This window comes from Isoptericola cucumis (genome assembly GCF_014635665.1).
Classification (GTDB): Bacteria; Actinomycetota; Actinomycetes; order Actinomycetales; family Cellulomonadaceae; genus Isoptericola; species Isoptericola cucumis.
In genome coordinates, this window is the sequence record NZ_BMDG01000004.1 from 350,011 (window position 1) to 370,157 (window position 20,147).

General features: G+C 75.3%; 21 protein-coding genes. 2 read left to right on the plus strand and 19 right to left on the minus strand.

What is annotated here, in order from left to right; genetic code table 11:
• Nucleotides 1-127: 127 nt before the first annotated feature.
• The 4 genes from IEW03_RS07885 to clsA are packed head-to-tail and all read right to left on the minus strand — an operon-like array spanning nucleotide 128 to nucleotide 3,262.
• The gene (locus IEW03_RS07885; RefSeq protein ID WP_188523087.1) at nucleotides 128-1,399 is read right to left on the minus strand and encodes a DUF881 domain-containing protein; all 1,272 of its coding nucleotides are present in this window, start codon (nucleotides 1,397-1,399) and stop codon (nucleotides 128-130) included.
• Nucleotides 1,396-1,728, minus strand: coding sequence for a small basic family protein (locus tag IEW03_RS07890; RefSeq protein ID WP_188523088.1), 333 nt, complete (start codon nucleotides 1,726-1,728; stop codon nucleotides 1,396-1,398). The genes IEW03_RS07885 and IEW03_RS07890 overlap by 4 nt, the downstream gene beginning before the upstream one ends.
• The gene (locus tag IEW03_RS07895) at nucleotides 1,725-2,669 is read right to left on the minus strand and encodes a DUF881 domain-containing protein (protein WP_188523089.1); all 945 of its coding nucleotides are present in this window, start codon (nucleotides 2,667-2,669) and stop codon (nucleotides 1,725-1,727) included. Before IEW03_RS07895 ends, IEW03_RS07890 begins: the two co-directional genes overlap by 4 nt.
• Nucleotides 2,666-3,262, minus strand: a complete 597-nt coding sequence (clsA, locus tag IEW03_RS07900; RefSeq protein WP_188523090.1) for a cardiolipin synthase ClsA — start codon at nucleotides 3,260-3,262, stop codon at nucleotides 2,666-2,668. Before clsA ends, IEW03_RS07895 begins: the two co-directional genes overlap by 4 nt.
• Nucleotides 3,263-3,368: 106 nt before the next feature.
• On the opposite strand from clsA, the gene IEW03_RS07905 reads away from it, so the two are divergent.
• The gene (locus IEW03_RS07905; RefSeq protein ID WP_371870603.1) at nucleotides 3,369-5,384 is read left to right on the plus strand and encodes a DEAD/DEAH box helicase; all 2,016 of its coding nucleotides are present in this window, start codon (nucleotides 3,369-3,371) and stop codon (nucleotides 5,382-5,384) included.
• An 88-nt stretch (nucleotides 5,385-5,472) separates the two neighbouring features.
• Here IEW03_RS07905 and IEW03_RS07910 read toward each other — a convergent pair whose 3' ends face one another.
• The 4 genes from IEW03_RS07910 to rpe form a co-directional block, all read right to left on the minus strand.
• A complete protein-coding gene (locus IEW03_RS07910) occupies nucleotides 5,473-5,970 on the minus strand; it encodes a PH domain-containing protein (RefSeq protein WP_188523092.1) in 498 nt (165 codons plus the stop codon).
• Nucleotides 5,971-6,028: 58 nt separating this feature from the next.
• Nucleotides 6,029-6,877 (minus strand): ATP phosphoribosyltransferase, encoded by an 849-nt coding sequence (hisG, locus tag IEW03_RS07915; protein WP_188523093.1) that lies wholly within the window; start codon nucleotides 6,875-6,877, stop codon nucleotides 6,029-6,031.
• A gap of 116 nt (nucleotides 6,878-6,993) precedes the next feature.
• Complete coding sequence (locus tag IEW03_RS07920; RefSeq protein ID WP_188523094.1) at nucleotides 6,994-7,257, minus strand: phosphoribosyl-ATP diphosphatase; 264 nt, start codon at nucleotides 7,255-7,257, stop codon at nucleotides 6,994-6,996.
• A 144-nt stretch (nucleotides 7,258-7,401) separates the two neighbouring features.
• Nucleotides 7,402-8,064 (minus strand): ribulose-phosphate 3-epimerase, encoded by a 663-nt coding sequence (gene rpe, locus IEW03_RS07925; protein WP_188523095.1) that lies wholly within the window; start codon nucleotides 8,062-8,064, stop codon nucleotides 7,402-7,404.
• Nucleotides 8,065-8,102: 38 nt separating this feature from the next.
• On the opposite strand from rpe, the gene IEW03_RS07930 reads away from it, so the two are divergent.
• On the plus strand, nucleotides 8,103-8,687 hold the full coding sequence (locus tag IEW03_RS07930; RefSeq protein ID WP_229737816.1) for a GNAT family N-acetyltransferase: 585 nt from the start codon (nucleotides 8,103-8,105) through the stop codon (nucleotides 8,685-8,687).
• A 76-nt stretch (nucleotides 8,688-8,763) separates the two neighbouring features.
• Here the strand turns inward: IEW03_RS07930 and IEW03_RS07935 are convergent, their stop codons facing one another.
• The 11 genes from IEW03_RS07935 to mihF all read right to left on the minus strand — a co-directional run bounded on the left by IEW03_RS07935 (nucleotide 8,764) and on the right by mihF (nucleotide 19,960).
• Nucleotides 8,764-10,053 carry a type II toxin-antitoxin system HipA family toxin gene (locus IEW03_RS07935; RefSeq protein ID WP_188523096.1) on the minus strand — a complete coding sequence of 430 codons (1,290 nt, stop codon included), beginning with the start codon at nucleotides 10,051-10,053 and terminating at the stop codon, nucleotides 8,764-8,766.
• Complete coding sequence (locus IEW03_RS07940; RefSeq protein WP_188523097.1) at nucleotides 10,046-10,291, minus strand: helix-turn-helix transcriptional regulator; 246 nt, start codon at nucleotides 10,289-10,291, stop codon at nucleotides 10,046-10,048. The genes IEW03_RS07935 and IEW03_RS07940 overlap by 8 nt, the downstream gene beginning before the upstream one ends.
• A 122-nt stretch (nucleotides 10,292-10,413) precedes the next feature.
• Nucleotides 10,414-11,997: an RsmB/NOP family class I SAM-dependent RNA methyltransferase gene (locus IEW03_RS07945; RefSeq protein WP_188523098.1), complete on the minus strand. Its 1,584-nt coding sequence runs from the start codon at nucleotides 11,995-11,997 to the stop codon at nucleotides 10,414-10,416.
• On the minus strand, nucleotides 11,994-12,968 hold the full coding sequence (gene fmt / locus IEW03_RS07950) for a methionyl-tRNA formyltransferase (RefSeq protein WP_188523099.1): 975 nt from the start codon (nucleotides 12,966-12,968) through the stop codon (nucleotides 11,994-11,996). Before fmt ends, IEW03_RS07945 begins: the two co-directional genes overlap by 4 nt.
• Nucleotides 12,969-13,052: 84 nt before the next feature.
• Entirely contained in the window at nucleotides 13,053-13,670 is a 618-nt protein-coding gene (locus IEW03_RS07955; RefSeq protein ID WP_188523100.1) for an HAD family hydrolase, read from the minus strand.
• Nucleotide 13,671: 1 nt separating this feature from the next.
• On the minus strand, nucleotides 13,672-15,906 hold the full coding sequence (locus IEW03_RS07960; protein ID WP_188523101.1) for a primosomal protein N': 2,235 nt from the start codon (nucleotides 15,904-15,906) through the stop codon (nucleotides 13,672-13,674).
• Nucleotides 15,907-15,958: 52 nt separating this feature from the next.
• Nucleotides 15,959-17,176 (minus strand): methionine adenosyltransferase, encoded by a 1,218-nt coding sequence (gene metK / locus IEW03_RS07965; protein WP_188523102.1) that lies wholly within the window; start codon nucleotides 17,174-17,176, stop codon nucleotides 15,959-15,961.
• Between the two features lie 76 nt (nucleotides 17,177-17,252).
• Entirely contained in the window at nucleotides 17,253-18,530 is a 1,278-nt protein-coding gene (locus IEW03_RS07970) for a bifunctional phosphopantothenoylcysteine decarboxylase/phosphopantothenate synthase (RefSeq protein WP_188523103.1), read from the minus strand.
• A gap of 16 nt (nucleotides 18,531-18,546) precedes the next feature.
• The gene (rpoZ, locus tag IEW03_RS07975) at nucleotides 18,547-18,897 is read right to left on the minus strand and encodes a DNA-directed RNA polymerase subunit omega (RefSeq protein ID WP_188523104.1); all 351 of its coding nucleotides are present in this window, start codon (nucleotides 18,895-18,897) and stop codon (nucleotides 18,547-18,549) included.
• 69 nt (nucleotides 18,898-18,966) lie between these two features.
• Nucleotides 18,967-19,593, minus strand: coding sequence for a guanylate kinase (gene gmk / locus IEW03_RS07980; RefSeq protein WP_229737817.1), 627 nt, complete (start codon nucleotides 19,591-19,593; stop codon nucleotides 18,967-18,969).
• Nucleotides 19,594-19,648: 55 nt separating this feature from the next.
• A complete protein-coding gene (mihF, locus tag IEW03_RS07985; protein ID WP_188523105.1) occupies nucleotides 19,649-19,960 on the minus strand; it encodes an integration host factor, actinobacterial type in 312 nt (103 codons plus the stop codon).
• Between the last annotated feature and the right edge of the window lie 187 nt (nucleotides 19,961-20,147).

Here is a 20,147-nt window from a genome sequence, read left to right on the forward strand (position 1 = left end):
GGTCGGGCGACGCTGCTGCCGAGGCGGTCCCGGTGCGCGGTGCCCCACGGAAGGTTGTGCGTCCGACGTGCGCCGTCGTCCGCCCAACCTACCCCGTGACGCCCGCAGGCGGGAAGCCCGCCCGGCGTCACTCGGTGGGCTCCTGCGGCGTCGCGAACTGCGGTTCGGCCGGTTCGCGCACCGCGGTGATCTCCACGCGGTCGCGCGTGGTCGTGGTGGCCTCGGCCCCCGCGGTGCGCACCGTGGCGAGCGCGCCACCGGGGATCTCCAGCGCACGGTCCATCGTCTGCGGGTCACCGATCACCGTCCACACGTACGGGGACTCGAGCGGCTCGTCGTCGACGACGATCGCCCCGTCCTCGTCGCGGAACCAGGTCGAGGTCACCAGCCGCACGCCGTTGACCTCCACGACCTCCGCGCCCGCGTTGCGCAGCTCCTCGAGCACGTTGAACAGCTGTGCCGCCTCCAGGACACCGCCCGGGTCGGCGATCTCGATCCGCACGCCGGGCCCCTCGGCAGGCAGGCGCCCCGACAAGATGCCTTCCGACTCGGCCCGCTGCTGCGCGAGCTCGAGCGCGGACTGCGCCTGACCGGACCCCGACTCCAGGTCGTCCCGCGTGTCCTCCAGGCCGGCGACCTCCGCAGAGAGCTGCTCCGCCCGGTTCGTCACCTCGTCCAGGAGGCGTACCAGGTCCTCCTGACGTGCCGACGAGAGCTGGTCCGACGCCGACTGCTGCACCTGGACGACGAGGGCGAACCCCAGGGCCGCGCACAGCACGCCCGCGAGGATCTGCGACCGCGCCGCCCGGGGGCGCAGCGCCGCACCCAGACGCCGCCACCCGCTCGTGGGCCCACCCTCCGCAGGCGTGCCGGCGCTCGCGGCCGCCGCCTGCTCGTCGGCGGCGGGGCGGACAGGCTCGCCGTCGGGGTCGGGTTCCGTGTCGTCGTGCGTGTCGTCGCGCCGCCCGGCTCGGTCGTCGTCCTCGGGTGCCGGCTCCGCCGTCCCCGGCGCGACCGGGGCGTGCGTGCCGTCCGGTTCCGCATCCTCGTCGGCGGCGCGCTCCGTCGGCGGCGCGTCGACGACCTCCGGCTCGGTCTCCGGCTCGTCCGCGGTGCCGTCGCGGTCGGAGTCGTCCGCCGTGACGTCGGGGGGCGACGGGAGGTCCTCCTCGGGGACGGGGTCCTCCGCCGGATCCTCGACGTCGTCGCCGGCCTCCTCGTCGGGGCCGTCGGTCTCCGGCTCGACGTCGTCGCCACGGGGGTCGACGTCCTCCGTGGCGGACGCGCCGTCGCCGTGCTCGGTCGCTTCGTCGGGCGTTCCGTCGGTCGCGGGTCCGGCCTCGTCCTGCTGCGGCTCGTCCGGCTCGTCGCCGGGACGCCCCGGGGTGCCGCTGCTCATGCCTTGAACAGGTGCCGGCGGATGGCGGCGGCGTTGGAGAAGATCCGGATGCCGAGCACCACGACCACGGCGGTCGACAGCTGCGAGCCCACGCCGAGCTGGTCGCCGAGGAACACGATGAACGCCGCGACGACGACGTTCGACAGGAACGACACCAGGAAGACCTTGTCGTCGAACAGCCCGTCGAGCTTGGCGCGCAACCCGCCGAAGAGGGCGTCGAGCGCCGCCACCACCGCGATAGGGAGATACGGCTGCAGCGCGACAGGCACGGTGGGCTGCAGCACCAGGCCGGCGACCACGCCGACCACGAGCCCGACCACGGCGATCATGGGCGTTCCTCCTGCGTCTCTTCCTCGGTCTCATCCTCGGTACCGGTCACGCTGTCGTCGCCGCTGCCGCCCACCGGGCTCGCGTGACGCAGAGTCTGCGTCCCGACCCCCGGCAGCTCGAGCTCGCTCTGCGGGACCACGCTGGAGGAGATCCCGTAGCGCGACCCGAGGAGCTGCAGGTACGCCGGAGCGCCGGTCCGAGCGTACGCGGTCTGCATCGAGTCCTGGTCACCCACCGCGTGGATGACGTAGGTGGGCCCGGACAGCGGCACGAGGTCCACGAGGATCGCGTCCCCGGCGTTGCGGATCGCCGACATCGACGTGAGCCGCTGGCCGTCCACCGCGATCGCCTCCGCACCCGACGCCCACAGCGCGTTGACGACGGTCTGCACGTCGGCGTCGCGCACGCGCGAGCTCGGGTCGGTCTCCGCGTCCTCGAGCCCGCCGCCCCCGTCGGAGACCGTCACGACCAGCCCCGGCCCCGTCACCGGCGTGGACCCGTTCACGACGCCGTCGAGACGGAGGGTCTCCAGCAGCGCCGGGTCCTGACTCTCCAGCGCCGTGTGCTGCAGGGCCTCGATCTCGGCGCTGAGCCGCACCGACCGCGCCCGCAGGTCGTCGCCCGTCTCCCGCCGCTCCACGATCTGGTCCTCGAGCACCTGACGGGCCTCGGAGACCCCGGCCTCGGGCGCTCGCAGCTCGCGCGCGGCAGAGACGGTCAGCAGGCCCAGCAGAACGCCGAGCAGGAGGAGCAGGACCACACCCGAACCGCGCCGGCGGCGAGGCACGTCGTCGCCTCGGGCCGCGCGACGGGCGGCAGCCTCCGCGTAGCCCGGGTCGAGCGGCTTCTCCATGACCTCGACGAGGAGCGTCATCGACTCGTCGGGGCGGCGCGCCCGCGGGCCGGCCGCCCCGGGCCGCGTCGGGGTCGGTGCGGTCATGCCTGTGCCTCCCCCGGGGCGTCGTCCGCGACGACGAGATCACGCGTCTGCCGCGCGTACTGGACCCCGGCCACCCAGTACAGTCCCACGCCCCACCACGTGAACGCCCAGCCGACGACGCTCGCCACCGCCCCGAGCGCCCCGGGCGCCGTCGCGAGCAGCAGGAGCGGGAACGCGTACAGCAGGGCGAACGTCGCCGCCTTGCCCACGAAGCTGACCTCCAGCGGCCCGTACCCGCGGCGCGCCAGCACCGGCGCCAGGCAGGCAAGCATGACGTCACGCGCCAGGATCACCACCACGAGCCACAGCGGGACGATGTCCCGCCACGCCAGGCCCACGAGGCTCACGAGGATGAACAGGCGGTCGGCGGCGGGATCGAGCACCTGCCCGAGCCGCGTGACCTGGTTCAGCCGCCGCGCCAGCACGCCGTCAAGCCAGTCCGAGAAGCCGGAGAACGCCAGCACGGCGAGGGCCCACACGTCCTGACCGACCACGATGAGCACCGCGAAGACCGGCACCAGCGCCAGACGCACCAGGCTCACCAGGTTCGGGACCGTGAGGACCGCACTGCTGATCTCCTGGCCTGGCTGCACGCGCACATCCTACGCAGCGGGGACAAGCCGATTCCGCACCGCAACGACCGAGCAGTGGCCGAACTCACCGAGCCTCGCCGACCGGCCGGGCCGCCGACCGCGTACGATGGGAGCACCTTCGGAGTTCGTCGTGCCTCCCGTGTGTTCGTGCGACCTCGGCCCAAGAGCCAGGTCTGGTGTGTGTCCGGGAACCAGCGACCGCCTCGCCCCTCCGGCGTCGCAGGACTCCTCCCACCACCGAACGAACGGCATCTTCTTGAGCACTGACTCGACCCTGCCCACCGACGCCCCCACGGCGACGACCGACTCCACCGACTCCCCCGCCGGCCCCACGTTCAGCGACCTGAACCTGCCGGCCCCCCTGCAGGCCGCCGTCGACGACCTCGGCTTCGCCACCCCCTCCCCGATCCAGGCCCGCGCCATCCCCGCGCTGCTGGACGGCCGCGACATCACCGGCGTCGCGCAGACCGGCACCGGCAAGACCGCCGCCTTCGCACTCCCCCTGCTCGCGGCCGTCGACCCCGACGCCAGCGTCGCCCGCGGTCACGTGCAGGCCCTCGTCCTCACCCCGACCCGCGAGCTCGCCATCCAGGTCGCGGAGGCCGTCGAGTCGTTCGCCACGCACCTGCCCGGCCTGCACGTCCTGCCCGTGTACGGCGGGTCGCCGTACCCCCCGCAGCAGCGCGCCCTGCGCGACGGCGTCCACGTCGTCGTCGGCACCCCCGGCCGTGTCATGGACCACCTCGAGCGGGGCGTGCTCTCCCTCGAGGACGTCAAGTTCCTCGTGCTCGACGAGGCCGACGAGATGCTCCGCATGGGGTTCGCCGAGGACGTCGAGACGATCTTCAGCCAGGCTCCCGCCAAGCGCCAGGTCGCCCTCTTCTCCGCGACCATGCCGCCCGCGATCCGCGCCGTCGCCGACCACCACATGACCGACCCGGTGCAGATCACCGTGGACCGGCAGTCGAGCACCACCAGCACGGTCGAGCAGACCTACGCCGTGGTGCCCTTCCGTCACAAGGTCGGCTCCCTGGTGCGGGTCCTCGCCACCTCCGACGCCGACGCCACCATCGTCTTCACGCGCACCCGCAAGGACGCCGAGGAGGTCGGCGCCGCCCTGGTGGAGCGCGGCACCTCCGCCGCCACCATCTCCGGCGACGTCGCCCAGAAGGAGCGCGAGAAGATCGTCGAGCGCCTGCGCTCCGGCGCGCTCGACGTCCTGGTCGCGACCGACGTCGCCGCCCGCGGGCTCGACGTCGACCGCATCGGCCTCGTCGTCAACTTCGACATCCCCCGCGAGCCCGAGGCGTACGTGCACCGCATCGGCCGCACCGGCCGCGCCGGGCGCAAGGGCCGCGCGATGTCCTTCGTCACGCCCCACGAGCGGGGCAAGCTCAAGCACATCGAGCGGACCATCCGCACCCAGCTCACCGAGGTGGAGATCCCCTCCCCCCGCGACGTCTCGCAGCACCGCGCACGGCGCCTCCTGGACGCCGTCGGCACTCGTGTCGAGGCGGGCCGCCTCGACCTCTACACGCAGATGCTCCGTGAGCGGGCCGCGGCGACCGGGACCGACGCTCCCGTGGGCGATGCACCCTCCGACGCACCCTCCGACGGGCAGGACGTCCTGCAGGTCGCGGCCGCCCTCCTGGCGCTCGCGGTCGGCGACGACGGCCCCCAGCAGCGGGCCGCACAGGAGGAGCACGACCGTGAGCGCGCCGAGGCCAAGGGCGGTCGCAACCGCGAGACGCACCGTGCGGAGCGCGACGGCGACCGCGCCGTCCGGCACCCGCGTGCCGACGGCGACCGGGGCCGGCCCGTCCGGCGCTCGCCCGACGGCACCCGGTACCGCATCTCGGTCGGTCACACGCACGGCGCGCAGCCGCGCGGCATCGTCGGCGCCCTCACCCACGAGGGCGGCCTGTCCGGCAGCGACATCGGGAAGATCGACATCTTCGGGAACTTCTCGCTGGTGGACATCTCCCGGCCGCTCGACGACGCGACGATGAGCCGCATCGGCCGGGCGCACGTCGCCGGCAAGGCCCTGCGGATCTCCCTCGACAAGGGGGCGCCGGAGCGTCGCGCCCCGCGCTCCGAGCGCCGGCCCGCCGCGGCCCGCTGACGCGGCCGCACCACCGACGCACGAGGCCCGCCCCGGGATCACCCGGGGCGGGCCTCGTGCGTCTGGGGAGCTGCGTCAGACCGGTCGGTCAGGCGGGGTCGGTCGCCTCGCCGAGCTCGGTGACCAGCCCGCGCAGGCGGCGCGCCTCGCCCATCCCTCGCTCGCCGTCGGCCCGCTGGACCGCCATCACGGCGAGGGTGCCGCCGTCGGCCAGGTCGAGCCGGACCCACGGGTCACCTGGCCCGAGCCGGACCTCGACGATCTCCGGCCAGGCGAGCCGGCGGGTGTAGATGAGGTTGCGGACCGTGAGCACCTCCGGCGCCGGGACGGCGTGGACTCCCCCCAGCCGCCACAGCAGCCAGGTCACCGCCAGGGCGAAGGCGACGAAGGAGATCTTGGTGGCCGCCGAGGCGCCGAGCGGGCCGTTCGCCGTCAGGCCGACGACGACGCTGCCGCCCGCGGCCACCACCCACACGAACCATGCCGACACCCGGCCCCAGAGCGGTCGGAAGGTGCGCCAACGCTCGTCGTCACGCCCCGGGCCGACGGGGCCGGGCCCCGAACCGTCGCGATCGGTCGTGCGCATGCTCACCACGCTGCCACCACGGCCAGGTGCTCGACACCCGGCCACCCCGGCAGGCGCGTCACAGCCTGCTGGCGTGGATCGACGTCACGATGATCCCGCGCGCCCCGACCTCGTACAGCGCGTCCATGACGCGGTTGGTGTCGCCCCGGCGGACCATCGACCGCACCGCGGCCGACTCCCCGTTGTGCAGCGGGGACACCGTGGGCGACTCGAACCCGGGCGTCACGGCCACGGCGGCGTCGACGAGCTCGATCGGCACGTCGTAGTCCATGAGCACGTACTCGTGGGCGGTGATGACGCCCTGCAGCCGGCGGGTCACGACCTGGAGCCCCTCGGGCTCGACGGCGTCCGCGTGCCGGATCAGCACGGCCTCGGAGCGCAGGATCGGCTCGCCGAAGATCTCCAGGCCCGCGGCCCGCAGCGTCGTGCCCGTCTCGACGACGTCGGCGATGACGTCGGCGACGCCGAGCTGCACCGAGCTCTCCACGGCGCCGTCGAGGTGCACGACGGCGGCGGGCTCGATGCCCTGCTCGGCCAGGTGCGCCCGGACGAGCGTCGTGTACGACGACGCCACCCGCTTGCCGGCGATCTGCGCCACCTCGGTGACGGTGCCGGCCGGGGCGGCGAACCGGAAGGTCGACGACGCGAAGCCGAGCGGCAGGTGCTCGACGGCGTCCGCCCCGGAGTCGAGGAGCAGGTCGCGGCCGGTGATCCCGGCGTCGACCGTCCCCGCCCCGACGTACACGGCGACGTCGCGGGGCCGCAGGAAGAAGAACTCGACCCCGTTGTCGGGGTCGGTGAGGACCAGCTCGCGGGTGTCGCGGCGCTGGCGGTAGCCGGCCTCCCGCAGCATCTCGCTGGCGGGGACGGACAGGGAACCCTTGTTGGGGACGGCGATACGGAGCACGGAAACCTCTTCGGTCGGATCAGGTCGGCGGGACGGAGGCGGGTCGGCGGGCTGCGAGGCGCGCTCGGTGGTCGCGTGGACGGGCTCGTGGTGTGCGAGCGTCACGCGCCGGGCGCTCACAGATGCGCGTACACGTCCTCCAGGGTCATCCCCTTGGCCAGCATCAGCACCTGAAGGTGGTACAGCAGCTGCGAGATCTCCTCGGCCGCTGCCTCGTCGCTCTCGTGCTCGGCGGCCATCCAGACCTCGGCGGCCTCCTCGACGATCTTCTTGCCGATCGCATGCACGCCGGCGTCCAGCTCTGCGACGGTCCCCGATCCTGCGGGGCGGGTCGCGGCCTTCTCGGACAGCTCGGCGAACAGGGAGTCGAAGGTCTTCACCGGACCAGCGTAGACGCCGGACCGGGCCCGTCCGGGCTTCCGTTCGTTCTCCGGGACGGAGGTCACAGGGGTTTCTCGGCGCTTGGCACACTATTTATTTCGGAGAAGCGAGGAGTGGTGTGCCCTCACCCCGCCTGGCGCCGGTCAGTGCGTGTGCCGGCTCGCCAGCCCGCGCAGCGTGGCGATCTCCTCGGGCACGCTCTCCGCCCCGTACACGGCCGAGCCCGCCACGAAGACGTCCGCCCCCGCCTCCGCGGCGCGCTCGATCGTCTGCCGCGACACTCCCCCGTCGACCTGGATCCACACGTCGAGGCCCGCGGCGCTCACGGCCTGCCGGGCGCGGCGGATCTTCGGCAGCGTCCCGTCGATGAAGGACTGGCCCCCGAAGCCCGGCTCGACCGTCATCACCAGGATCATGTCCACCTCGGCCAGCAGGTCGAGGAAGGGCTCGACGGGGGTCGCCGGGCGCAGGGCGACCCCGGCCCGCGCCCCCAGCCGCCGCAGCTCCCGCGCGAGCCGCACCGGCGCTGCCGCGGCCTCCGCGTGGAACGTCACGGACGCGGCCCCGGCCTCGGCGTACTGCGGCGCCCAGCGGTCAGGGTCGTCGATCATCAGGTGCGCGTCCAGCGGGACCGGGGAGACCTGCGCCAGGCGCTCGAAGACCGGCAGCCCGAGCGTGAGGTTCGGCACGAAGTGGTTGTCCATGACGTCGACATGCGCGTAGTCCGCGGTCGCGATCGCGCCCAGGTCGCGCTCGAGGTTGGCGAAGTCGGCCGACAGGATGCTCGGGTTGATCAGCGCAGGCATGGACACAGCGTAGGCGTGCGATCCACTACGCTCGCTCCGTGCTTCCGCTCCACTCCCCCGCCGGACCCCCGGCCGGCACGCCCGACGACGACGTCGACGCGCCGCAGGCGGCCGCCCCGGCCCGGCCCGCGGTGCGCGCAGCCGAGGCCGGCGACCTGCCGGCCGTGGCAGCCATCCTCGAGCCGTACGCCACCCGCACCGCCGTGACCTTCGACGAGGAACCGCCGTCCCTCGACGCCTGGTCCGCGCGGTTCGCCGACCTCGCCGCGCGCGGGCTCCCGTTCCTCGTGGCCGAGCTCGACGGCGAGGTCGTCGGCTACGCGTACGCGTCGCCCTGGCGGCCGAAGACCGCGTACCGCTACACGGTGGAGGACTCCATCTACCTCTCCCCCGCGGCGCAGGGCCGCGGGGTCGGCACCCGGCTGATGTCGGCGCTGCTCGACGCGTGCTCGCTCGCCGGGGTGCGCCAGGTGGTGGCCGTCGTCGCGGACGACCCGGCCGCCGCAGGCTCGCTGCCGCTGCACCGGCGGTTCGGCTTCGAGGTGGCCGGCGTGCTGCGCGACGTCGGCGTCAAGCACGGCCGCAGCGTCAGCACGATGCTGCTGCAGCGTTCCCTCGGCTGAGACGGAGGCGGAGCGCAGGGTGGGGGCCGAGGGACGAGGCACGCGCCCGTGGCGGAGCCGCAGTCTCGGCTGACCCCTACGCGGGCAGCCCGGCGCGCAGGGCGTCGGTGCGCTCCACGACGGTGCGCCACGCGAGCGGCCCGACGCCCGGGTGGGCGTCGCGGTCGATCTCCCCGAGGGCCGAGCGCAGGTCGTCGAGCGTGCGTGCGACGACCCGGGCCGCACGACGCGCCGGCAGCCCCCACGACTCCCCCTCCGCGACGAGGTGCCCCGCGGTGATCCGGTCCATGTCCCGCTCGCCGGCGACGTCCATCGCGAACACCCGCGAGGCGTACTCGTGGTGCAGGTGCATCGACACGTCGTAGGCCGGGGCGAGCACAACCGTGCCGTCCTGGCGGCGCAGCATCGAGATGTTCTTCGCGTGCGCGTCCGTGTTGCCGACGGCGAGGTTCAGGACGGTGAGCGCCAGCAGCGGGTCGGGCCGGGCGCCGTCGTCGCGCAGGACGCGTGCGACCCGCTCCAGGGACGGCAGGGTGCGCCCGTGCTGGAACTTGCGCTCCGGGTCGCGGGTGTTGATGCCGAGGGCCTGTGCCGCGTCCTCCTGGTGCACGCGGCGCTGGCCGCCGGGCGCGCCCGGGTCGGGCACCCGGTCGTAGCGGGAGACGACGATGCAGCGCACGTCGTCGAACGTCTCGACGCGTGCGTCGACGGTCGTCAGCCCGACCCTGCGGGCGAGGTCGATCGCCGCAGCCTCGGTGTCGACCAGGTCGGCCGTGGGCGAGCCTGGATCCCGCGCGACCTTGAGGATGTGCGTCGTGGGCTGCTCGTCGGAGGCCCGCGACCACCCCTCGCCGTCGTGCACGAGCCCGATCTTGGGCTCCATCCCCGGCAGGGAGCTGGTGAGGCGCTGCGCCCGGCCCTGGCCGCCGGCGCGGGCGATGCTCTCGCGCAGGAGCGCGGCCACGCCGGCGTCGTCGAGCCGTGTGCCCGGCCGGCGGTCGGCCGCCGGCTCGGCGCCGGGGGCGACGAAGACGAGCGCGCCGACCGTGTCGCCCCCGTACGCGCGGAAGAAGGCGACCGGGTCGTCCGGGTCGACGCCGGCGTCGATCGCCATGTGCTCCCGGATCCGGCCTTCCGGCATGAGCCCGTCGAGCCATGCAGCCACGCGCGCGGGCGCGGGCGGCTCGTCGGGGTCGATCGGCAGGAGGTGGGACAGCAGCCGCGACCGGTAGCCCCACCTGCGCAGCGCGCCGTCGTCCCACTCGAGCTCCACCCGGCGCGCGTCACGGCCGACGTCGCGCGAGGAGAACCGCGCGACCCTGCTCCCGTAGAGCCAGGCGTCGAGCTCGGTCGCCCGCTCAGTCATCCGACCCTCCCCGCTCGACGAGGCGGACGTCGACGTCCAGGTCGTCGAGGATCTCGAAGAGCCGGGTGATGTAGAGGTTGCCGGCTCCCGACTCGACCTCGGACACGTACTGCCGGGTGAGGCCGAGCTCGTCCGCGAGCGCCGCCTGGCTCAGTCCGCGGCGGCGGCGCGCCTGGCTGACGAAGCGTCCGAGGTCGCGGGCGCTGCGTGCGGTGGTCCAGCGTTCGGTGTCGGGCATGCCACTCCTGGTGTCAGGTTTTCCTTGCCGGCAATAGTGGTCAGGTTATCCTGACATCCACTCACGTGCAAGGATTTTGCGACAAGAGGTGGTGGCCCGCCAGGCCCCCAATGGACGACGGGTCAACGGGTACGGCGCAGCAGGGTCAGGTGCATCGCGTCCGTGCCGTGCACGTGGGGCCACAGCTGTGCGTCGAGGCCCCCCGCCCCGCCGTCGGGGGCCCCGAGGTCGAGGTCGGCCCCGGAGACGGTCACGGCCCGCAGGGCGCCGCGGGCGTCGAGGCGCTCGACGTCGTCACGACGGCGCAGCACGTCGTCGACCACGAGCCGGGTCTCGGCCAGGTGCGGCGAGCACGTCACGTAGGCGACCACTCCCCCGACCCGGACGGCCTCCAGCGCGGAGGCGAGCAGCTCGCGCTGCAGCACCGTGAGCTCGCCGAGGTCCGACGGCGTGCGCCGCCAGCGCGACTCGGGGCGCCGGCGCAGCGCACCGAGGCCGGTGCAGGGCGCGTCGACGAGCACCCGGTCGTACGCGCCGGGCTCCTCGGCGCCGAGCTCCCTGCCGTCCCCCGTGCGCACCTGCTCGAGGACCCCGGGCGGGACGGCGCGCAGGGCGCGCTCCACCAGGCGGGCACGGTGCGGCTGCACCTCGTTGGCGACGAGGGTGGCGCCCCGGGAGGCCGCGAGCGCCGCGAGGAGCGCGGCCTTGCCCCCGGGCCCGGCGCAGAGGTCGAGCCAGCGGGCGTCGTCCCCCTCCAGGGGGGCGTCCGCGAGCGCCAGGGTGACGAGCTGGGAGCCCTCGTCCTGCACGCCGGCGCGGGCGTCGGCGACGGCGGGCAGCCCGGCCGGGTCGGAGCCGCCGGCGAGCACGAGCGCGGTCGGGGCGAGGCGGCCGGGCTCGAGGCGCACGTCGGCGTCGGACGCCTCGCGGCGCAGCACGTCCGGGTCCGCGAGCCCGGGGCGTGCGACGAGGGTGACCCGTGGTGCGGTGTTGTCGGCGTCCAGCAGGTCGCCGACCTCGTCGGGGCCGCGTCCGTGGCCGGCGAGGGCCTCGCGCAGGGCGCGCACGATCCACACGGGGTGCGAGCCCGTGACCGCGAGCGCGCTCACGGCGTCGGGGGCCTCGTCGGTGAGGCGGGCGAGCCACCCGTCGAGGGGGGTGCGCCCGACGGCGCGCAGGACGGCGTTGACCATCTGCGCCGGCCCGGCGCCCACACGGTCGCGCGCGAGGGCCACCGTCTCCGAGACGGCCGCGTGCGCGGGCACCCGCATGCCGAGGACCTGGTGGGCGCCGAGGCGCAGCACGTCGAGCACCTCGGGCTCCACCTGGTCGAGCGGCCGGGTGACGCACCGGGCGAGGATCGCGTCGTACCTCCCCTGCAGGCGCAGCGTCCCGTACGCGAGCTCGGTGGCGAAGGCCGCGTCGCGCCCGGAGATCCGGCGCTCGCGCAGCAGGGGCGGGAGCACCAGGTTGGCGTAGGCGTCGGACCCGTCGACCTGACGCAGGACGTCGTACGCGGCCGTGCGGGCGGGGTCGGTGCGCCGGCGACGTGCGGACGGCGCCTGCGACGTGCGGTGCTGCGCCCCGCGCGACCGGGCGGCCCCCCGCTGGCGTCCGCGGGAGTCGCGGCGGTCCCCGCCCTGGTCCCTGCCCTGGTCCCCACCACGACCCTCGCCGCGGTTCGTCCCGTGCGTGCGGTCGTTCATCGTGCCTCCTGCCCGAGGACGGCGCCGCCGGCGGCGTCGAGGACCCCGCGGAGCCCGCGGGCCCAGTCGGCGGCCACCATGGGCTTCTTGCCCTCCGGGCGCACCTGCCCGAGCTCGACGGCGTGGCTGGAGGTGCCGACGAGCACCTCCCGCTTGCCGGCCCGCACCTGCCCGGGGGCGAGGTCGGTGACGTCGGGGCGCGGGGTCACCGGGCCGAGGCCCAGGCGCACACCGGGCGCGGCGTCCACCCCCGGCGTGGCGGGCAACGTGGTCCACGCTCCCGGGGCCGGGGTGACCGCCCGCACGCGGCGGTCGACGGCGTGCGCCGGGTCGTCCCAGCGCACGCGGGCGTCGTCGGTCGTGATCTTGGGCGCGACGCTCACGCCGTCGGCGGGCTGCGGCTGGGGCGCCAGGGTCCCGTCCTCGAGCGCGTCGAGGGTGGCGACGAGGAGGCCCGCCCCGCTGGTCGCGAGCCGCTCCAGCAGGTCGCCGGAGGTGTCGCGGGGCCGGACGGTCTCGGTGGCCGTGCCCAGGACCGGGCCGGTGTCCATGCCCTCGTCGAGGAGGAACGTCGTGGCGCCGGTGACCTCGTCGCCCGCGAGCACCGCGTGCTGCACCGGGGCTGCGCCGCGCCAGGCGGGCAGCACGGAGAAGTGCAGGTTCACCCAGCCCAGCCGGGGCACGGCCAGCACGTCGGGGCGCAGCAGGTGGCCGTAGGCGACCACGGGGGCGGCGTCGACCTCGAGCTCGCGCAGCCGGGCGACGAAGTCCTCCCCCCGGGGGACGTCGGTGAGCACGGGCACCCCCGCCTCCTCGGCCGCGGCCCGCACCGGGCTGGGCACCAGCCGGCGACCGCGTCCGGCGCGCGCGTCGGCGCGGGTCAGGACGGCGACGACCTCGTGGCGGGACGCGAGCAGCGCTCGCAGGGAGGGGACGGCAGGTTCCGGGGTACCGGCGAAGAGCAGACGCACCACCCGATCGTAGTCGGGCCGGCGACGCACGCCGTCAGCGGCACGTGGCCCGGGCCGGCGCCCGCGGTGCGTGCGGCGCGTGGCTCAGCCGACGCCGACCGGGACCCCCATGGCGTGCAGCCGCGAGCGCAGGGCGTCGGTGCCCGTGAAGAGGACGGCGTGGAACCCGAGCTCGCGGGCCGTCGCGACGTTGGCCGCGCTGTCGTCGACGAAGACGGCGCGGGCGGGGTCGACGTCGTGCACGCGCGTCAGGTGGTCGAAGATCGCCGGGTCCGGCTTCGCGAGCCCCACGCGCCCGGAGACGACGACGGCGTCCATCAGCGCGGTCGCCGGGGCGGCGGGCGCGGCGTGCTCGAACAGCTCCGCCGACCAGTTGGTGAGCCCGATCAGCCGCAGCCCGAGGTCGCGCAGCTCCTCCACCAGGGCCGCCGATCCCGGCATCGGGCCGGTGAGGGTGCCGGCGAAGCCCGCCACATATTCGTCGAGCATCGGCACCAGGTGCCGGCGGTCCGCGAGCGCCTCCCGGGCCTGTGCCCAGGTGCGGCCCGCGTCCTGGGCGCGGTTGAACGACGGGAAGTCGATCTCGGCCATCCAGGCGTCGACCTCGTCCCGGTGCCGGCCCGGGAACGCGCCGTAGGGGTCCCAGCCCACGAGCACGTTGCCGAAGTCCAGCACGACGGTGTCGATCGGGTCGTCACCCATCTCAGAGCATCTCCTTCGGGTCGAGCTGCACGCGCACGCTGCCACCCTCTCTCCGGGCGGACCGGACCGCGAGCGAGGCGCGCAGCTGGCGGGCCAGCTCCGCCCCCGACGCCAACGGCACGCGCAGGACGACCCGCACCGACGGTTCCAGGGCAGCGGCGCGACCGCCCGGGTCCGGGGGCAGCTCGACAGGGCCGAGGAGGGCCTCGCCCGACGCGAGCCCGACGCGTCCCACGAGCGCCGACACGGCCCCGCGGTCGCCGGTGACCGCGGCGATCCGGACCGCCGGGGGCAGGGCGAGCTCGCGCCGCTCGGCGAGCTCCCGCTCGGCCAGCGCGGCCGGGTCGAAGCGCACGAGCGCGCCGGTGGGCGCCGGGGCCGCGTCGCCGACCAGCAGCACCTGCCCGCCGTGGGCGGCAGGTCGCACGAGGCCGGCGGCCGCGAGCCACCGGTGCAGCGCCTCGGTCGCCGTCGCGAGCCCGGTGCCGGACGTGGCGACCGCCGCGTCGAGGAGCAGCGCGGCCGCGTACCCGCCGTCGGCGACCGGCTCTGCGCCCGGGGTGCACACGACCAGCGCCGGCGCGGCGGCGACCCGGTCGAGCACGCCGCCGGGGGCCGTGGACGCCGACACCCGCACCGGGACGCCGGGGAAGGCCCGCCCGAGCTCCTCGGCGGTGCGGTCGGAGCCCACGCGCACGGCGCGCAGCCGGGTGTCCCCGCACTCGTCGCAGCGCCATCCCCCCGCGAGGCGACCGCACCAGGTGCACTGCGGGGCGGACGTGGCGCGCGGCAGCCCCAGCGGGCCGTGGCAGTGACCGCAGCGCGCGGCGGTGCGGCACCGGCCGCACGCCACGACGGGCAGGTACCCGGTACGGGGCACCTGGACGAGGACCGGCCCGACCTCCAGCGCGCCACGGGCGGCCCGCCAGGCCGCGGTCGGCAGCCGGGCGGCCGCTCCCGGCCCCTCGGCGGCCAGCTCCACCGACGTCAGGGCACGCACCCGCGGGGCGCGGGCACGCAGGACGTCGCGCGGTGCCGCGATCTCGCGCGCCCACCCGGACGCGAGCATCGCCTGCGCCTGCACCGTCCGGCCCGGCGACCCGACCAGCGACGCCGCACCCTCCAGCTCGCTGCGCAGGGCCAGGACCTCGCGGGCGTGCGGGTACGGCGCGTGCGGCTCGGCGAGCGTGTCCTCCCCGTCCCCCCACAGCACGACGAGGCCCAGGTCCGGCACGGGCGCGAACATCGCCGCCCGCGTGCCCACCACCACCGACGCGAGCCCGTGCCGGGCGCGCAGGAACGCCCGGTACCGGGGCGCCGGCCCGTCGTCGGCCAGGAGGCGCACGTGGTCCTCGACGCCCGCCGCCTCCAGGGCCGTGCACACCCGGTCCGCGTCCCGCGCGTCCGGCACGACGACGAGGCCGCGGCGCCCGCCCGCGACGGTGGCCCGGACCGCGAGGGCGATCGCATCGGCCCAGTGCGGCACCGTGCCCGCCGCCGCGCCCGTCCCTCCCGGGTCGCCCGGGCCGGCCTGCCCTGAGGGCGGCGCCAGGCCCGGCAGGGGAGTCCACACGGCCCGCGGAGCGCCGCCGGCCAGCAGGTGTCGGCAGAACGCCTCCCCGCCGCGGTAGGGGGCCCAGGCGTCGCCGTGCGCCCCTTCAGACGCCGGCGCGCCCGTCCCCGGCCCGCCCGGGTCACCCGCAGGGTCACCTGTCACGGGGCTCGCCGCGGGGCTCGCGGGCGGCTCGGCGTCCGCGGCCAGCGACGCCAGCACCTCCTTCTCCACCCGCGCGTGCCGGGGCGGTACCGCCAGGCGCAGGACGTCGGACAAGGTGCCGGCGTACCGGTCGGCGACGGCGCGGGCCAGGCGCAGCACGGGCTCGCTGAGCACCGGGTCGGCCGAGACCACGCGCTTCAGGGGCATCAGGCGGCCGGTGTGGTCGGACGTCGCGGCGCGGGCGACGACGTACCCGGACACCTCCTGCGGCCCGAACCGGGCGCGCACCCGCACGCCGGGCCATGCCTGGTCGGCCATCGACGCGGGCACCAGGTAGTCGTACTCGCGGTCCAGGTGCGCGGGCTGCAGGTCGAGCACGACCCGCGCCACGGGCAGCTCGTCGGCGATCTCCTGCGCGCCGAGCGCGGCCTTGCGCCGGGACCGCCCGCCCCGGGACGGCCCCTGGACGTCGTCGAGCCCGAGCAGCGCGGGCTGCTCGGGCTCAGGGGTGTCGCTCACGGGGCTATCTCATCACGCCCCGCCGACCACGAGCCGCAGGTCCCCACGCAGCTCAGACGGCGGCGCGCAGCGCGTCGACGCGGTCGGTGCGCTCCCAGGTGAACCCGGGCAGCTCCCGCCCGAAGTGCCCGTAGGTGGCGGTCGCCGCGTACACCGGGCGCAGCAGGTCCAGGTCGCGGATGATCGCGGCCGGGCGCAGGTCGAAGACCTCGCTGATCGCCGCGGTGATGCGCTCCACCGGCACCGTCTGGGTGCCGAAGGTCTCGACGTACAGGCCCACCGGGTGCGCCTTGCCGATCGCGTACGCGACCTGCACCTCGCAGCGCCGTGCGAGGCCGGCGGCGACGACGTTCTTCGCCACCCAGCGCATCGCGTACGCGGCGGAGCGGTCGACCTTCGACGGGTCCTTGCCCGAGAACGCGCCGCCGCCGTGCCGCGCCATGCCGCCGTAGGTGTCCACGATGATCTTGCGGCCCGTGAGGCCGGCGTCGCCCTGCGGGCCGCCCACCACGAACTTGCCGGTCGGGTTGACGATCAGCCGCGCACCGGCGGTCTCGATGTCCACCTGCTCGGCGACCTCCGCCAGCACCGGGCCGATGACCCGCTCGGCGACCTCGCGCTGTAGCTTCTCCTGCACGATGTCGGCGTCGTGCTGGGTGGACAGGACCACCGTGTCGACCGCCACGGGGCGGTCGCCGTCGTACCCGATCGTCACCTGCGTCTTGCCGTCGGGGCGCAGGCCGGGCAGCTCGCCGGTGCGGCGCACGGTCGCGAGCCGCTCGGACAGGCGGTGCGCCAGCCAGATCGGCAGCGGCATCAGGGCCGGGGTCTCGTCGCTCGCGTACCCGAACATCAGGCCCTGGTCGCCCGCGCCCTGGGCGTCCAGCGGGTCGCGGGTCTGCTGGGGCCCGGAGGCGTCGTCACGGCCCTCGAGGCTCTTGTCGACGCCCTGCGCGATGTCCGGCGACTGCTGGCCGATCGACACGGACACGCCGCACGAGTCACCGTCGAACCCGATCGCGGACGAGGTGTAGCCGATGCGGCGCACCACCTCCCGCACGAGCTGCGGGATCTCGACGTACGCGTCCGTGGTGACCTCCCCCGCCACGTGCACGAGGCCCGTCGTGACCATCGTCTCGACCGCCACGCGCGAGTGCGGGTCCTGCGCCAGCAGGGCGTCCAGGATGGCGTCGGAGATCTGGTCGCACACCTTGTCCGGGTGGCCCTCGGTCACGGACTCGGACGTGAAGAGGCGCAGCGCATCGCTCATGGCGGACAGCCTACGGGCACGAGCCGCGAGGGTCACCGTCCCCGGAGGGTCAAACCGCCCACACCCTGAGAACGTCTCACATGCTGGGCAGGAGCTTCGTCACGACGCCCCAGATCGCGTCCGCGACCTCGCGCTTGGTGCCGGCCGCCTCCGCCACGACGTCGCCCTGCGCGTCCAGGACCGTGACGTCGTTCGTCTCGGCACCGAACCCGCGGCCGCCGCCCACCGCGTTCACCGCCAGCAGGTCGGCGCCCTTGCGCCGCGCCTTCGCCTTCCCGTGCTCCAGCACCGACCCGTGGGCGTCCCCCGTCTCGGCGCCGAACCCGACGACGAGCTGCCCCGGCCGGAGCCGGTCACGGACCAGCTCGGCCAGCACGTCCGGGTTCTCGACCAGCGCGATCGGGGCGGGCCCGCTGCCCGGCACCTTCTTGATCTTCGCGTCCACCACGGACGCGGGCCGGAAGTCGGCGACCGCCGCGGCCATGACCACGACGTCGGCGCCGCCCGCCGCGCGGCGGACCGCGTCGCGCAGCTGCATGGTCGTCTCCACCGGCTCGACCTCCACGCCCGCGCCGCGCGCCGCGGCGACGAGCGTCTCGTCGAGGTTCGCGGCGACCAAAGTGACCCGCGCGCCGCGCGCCCGGGCCGCGTGCGCCAGGGCGACCCCCTGGCGCCCGCTGGACCGGTTGCCGATGAAGCGCACCGGGTCCAGCGGCTCACGCGTGCCCCCGGCCGAGACCACGACGGTCCGTCCCGCCAGGTCGCCCGCCTCCTCGCCAGCAACGGCGGGAGCGCCACCAGCGGCAGCGCCGGCGGCCGGCCCACCGGCGGCCGTGACGGCCGCGAGGGCCACCCGGGCGATCTCCTCCGGCTCGGGCAGCCGGCCGGGGCCGGTGTCGACGCCGGTGAGGCGGCCGCTTGCCGGGTCGATCACGACGACACCGCGCTCGCGAAGGGTCGCGACGTTGGCGCGGGTCGCGGGGTGCTCCCACATCTCCGTGTGCATCGCGGGGGCCATCACCACGGGACAGCGGGCCGTGAGCAGCGTGGAGGTCAGGAGGTCGTCGGCACGACCGGTGGCCGCGCGGGCGAGCAGGTCGGCCGTCGCCGGGGCGACGACGACGAGGTCGGCGCCCTGGCCGAGCGCCACGTGCGGCACGTGGGCGACGTCCTCGAAGACCTCGGGGGTCACGGGCTCGCCCGACAGCGCCTCGAACGTCGGGGCGCCCACGAAGCGCAGCGCGGACGCCGTCGGCAGCACGCGCACGGCGTGCCCCTGCTCACGCAGCAGGCGCAGCAGGAGGATCGCCTTGTACGCGGCGATGCCCCCGCTGACGCCGAGCAGGATCCTCATGCGGGACCTGCGGGACTCAGAGGGCCGGCTCGTCGCCGAGGCCGGTGATGCCCGCGTCGCCGAAGTCGATGACGGGCTCGGCGGCGGCGGTCGCGTCGGCCGGCTTCTCCTCGACCGGCGTCGAGACGAGGAGGCCCTCGTTGATCTCGCGCATGGCGATGGACAGCGGCTTCTCCTGGTTGCGCGTCTCCACGAGGGGGCCGACGTTCTCCAGCAGGCCCTCGTTCAGCTGCGAGTAGTACGCGTTGATCTGGCGCGCGCGCTGCGCGGCGTACAGCACCAGGCCGTACTTCGAGTCGGTGCGCTGCAGCAGCTCGTCGATGGGCGGGTCGGTGATGCCGATGGGCTGGGCCACGGTTCCGGCCATGGGTCACTCTCCAATGAACACGTCGGAGCGGGAAAAGTTCTCGGGGTCAGCGACCCATCCTACCCGCCTTCAGCGGGCGACCTGCGGTGCGGTGGAGGTCACGCCCATCACGCACGCGAGCTCGTCGGTGGCACGCGTGACGTCGTCGTTGACGATCGTCACGTCGAACTCCTGCTCGGCCGCGAGCTCCTCGCGTGCCGTCGCGAGCCGCCGCTCGCGCTCCTCGGCGCTCTCCGTGCCGCGGCCCACGAGCCGACGCACCAGCTCCTCGTAGCTCGGCGGCGACAGGAAGACGAACTGGGCGTCCAGGCCCAGGGCGTCCACCGCCGCACGCACCTGGCGCGCGCCCTGCAGGTCGATCTCCAGCAGCGTCGGCGTGCCGGCCGCGAGCCGCTCCGCGACGGGGCCCCGCGGGGTCCCGTACCGGTGCCGGCCGTGCACGACCGCCCACTCGAGCATCTCCCCGGCCGCGACCATGCGGTCGAACTCCTCCGGGGAGACGAAGAGGTAGTGCACGCCGTCGACCTCGCCGGGGCGCGGGGGGCGTGTGGTGGCGGACACGGACAGCCACACCTGCGGGTAGCGCGCCCGGATGTCCGCCGACACCGTGCCCTTGCCGACCGCGGTCGGCCCCGCGAGCACGGTGAGGCGCACCGGGTCGGGCCCGTGCCCGCCGGCGTCCGGTCCGCTGGGCACGTGGGTGCCCTGATGATCACGCGGTGCCGGGCGTCCGGCGGGTGGTGCGGAAATGTCAGCCAAACCTCTCGATGAGGGCGTCCCTCTGGTGCGGCCCGAGGCCGCGGACGCGACGAGTCTCGGCGATCCCGATCTCCTCCATGATCGCCCGGGCCTTCACCTTACCGACTCCCGGCAGCGACTCGAGCAGCGAGACCACCTTGAGCTTGCCGACGACGTCGTCGGACTGCCCCTGGGTGATCACGTCCTTGAGGGAGCCCTGGGAGTACTTCAACCGGTTCTTGATCTCCGCGCGAACGCGTCGAGCCTCGGCCGCCTTCTCGAGTGCCGCCGCACGCTGTTCCGGGGTCAGAGGGGGGAGAGCCACGCAAGTCACCTACTCAAGTCGAGCCGCTGGAAGTGTGAACTGCACCCCTCGAAAGTAGCCACGACCTGCAGGGTCGGCAATCGGGCGCGCGGTTCTCGCGCCGCGGGCCGGGGCGCGAACGGGCCATACCGCCCGAAGCCGGGCACGAGAACGCCCGGCACCCGCCCTTCGGGGGTGCCGGGCGTCC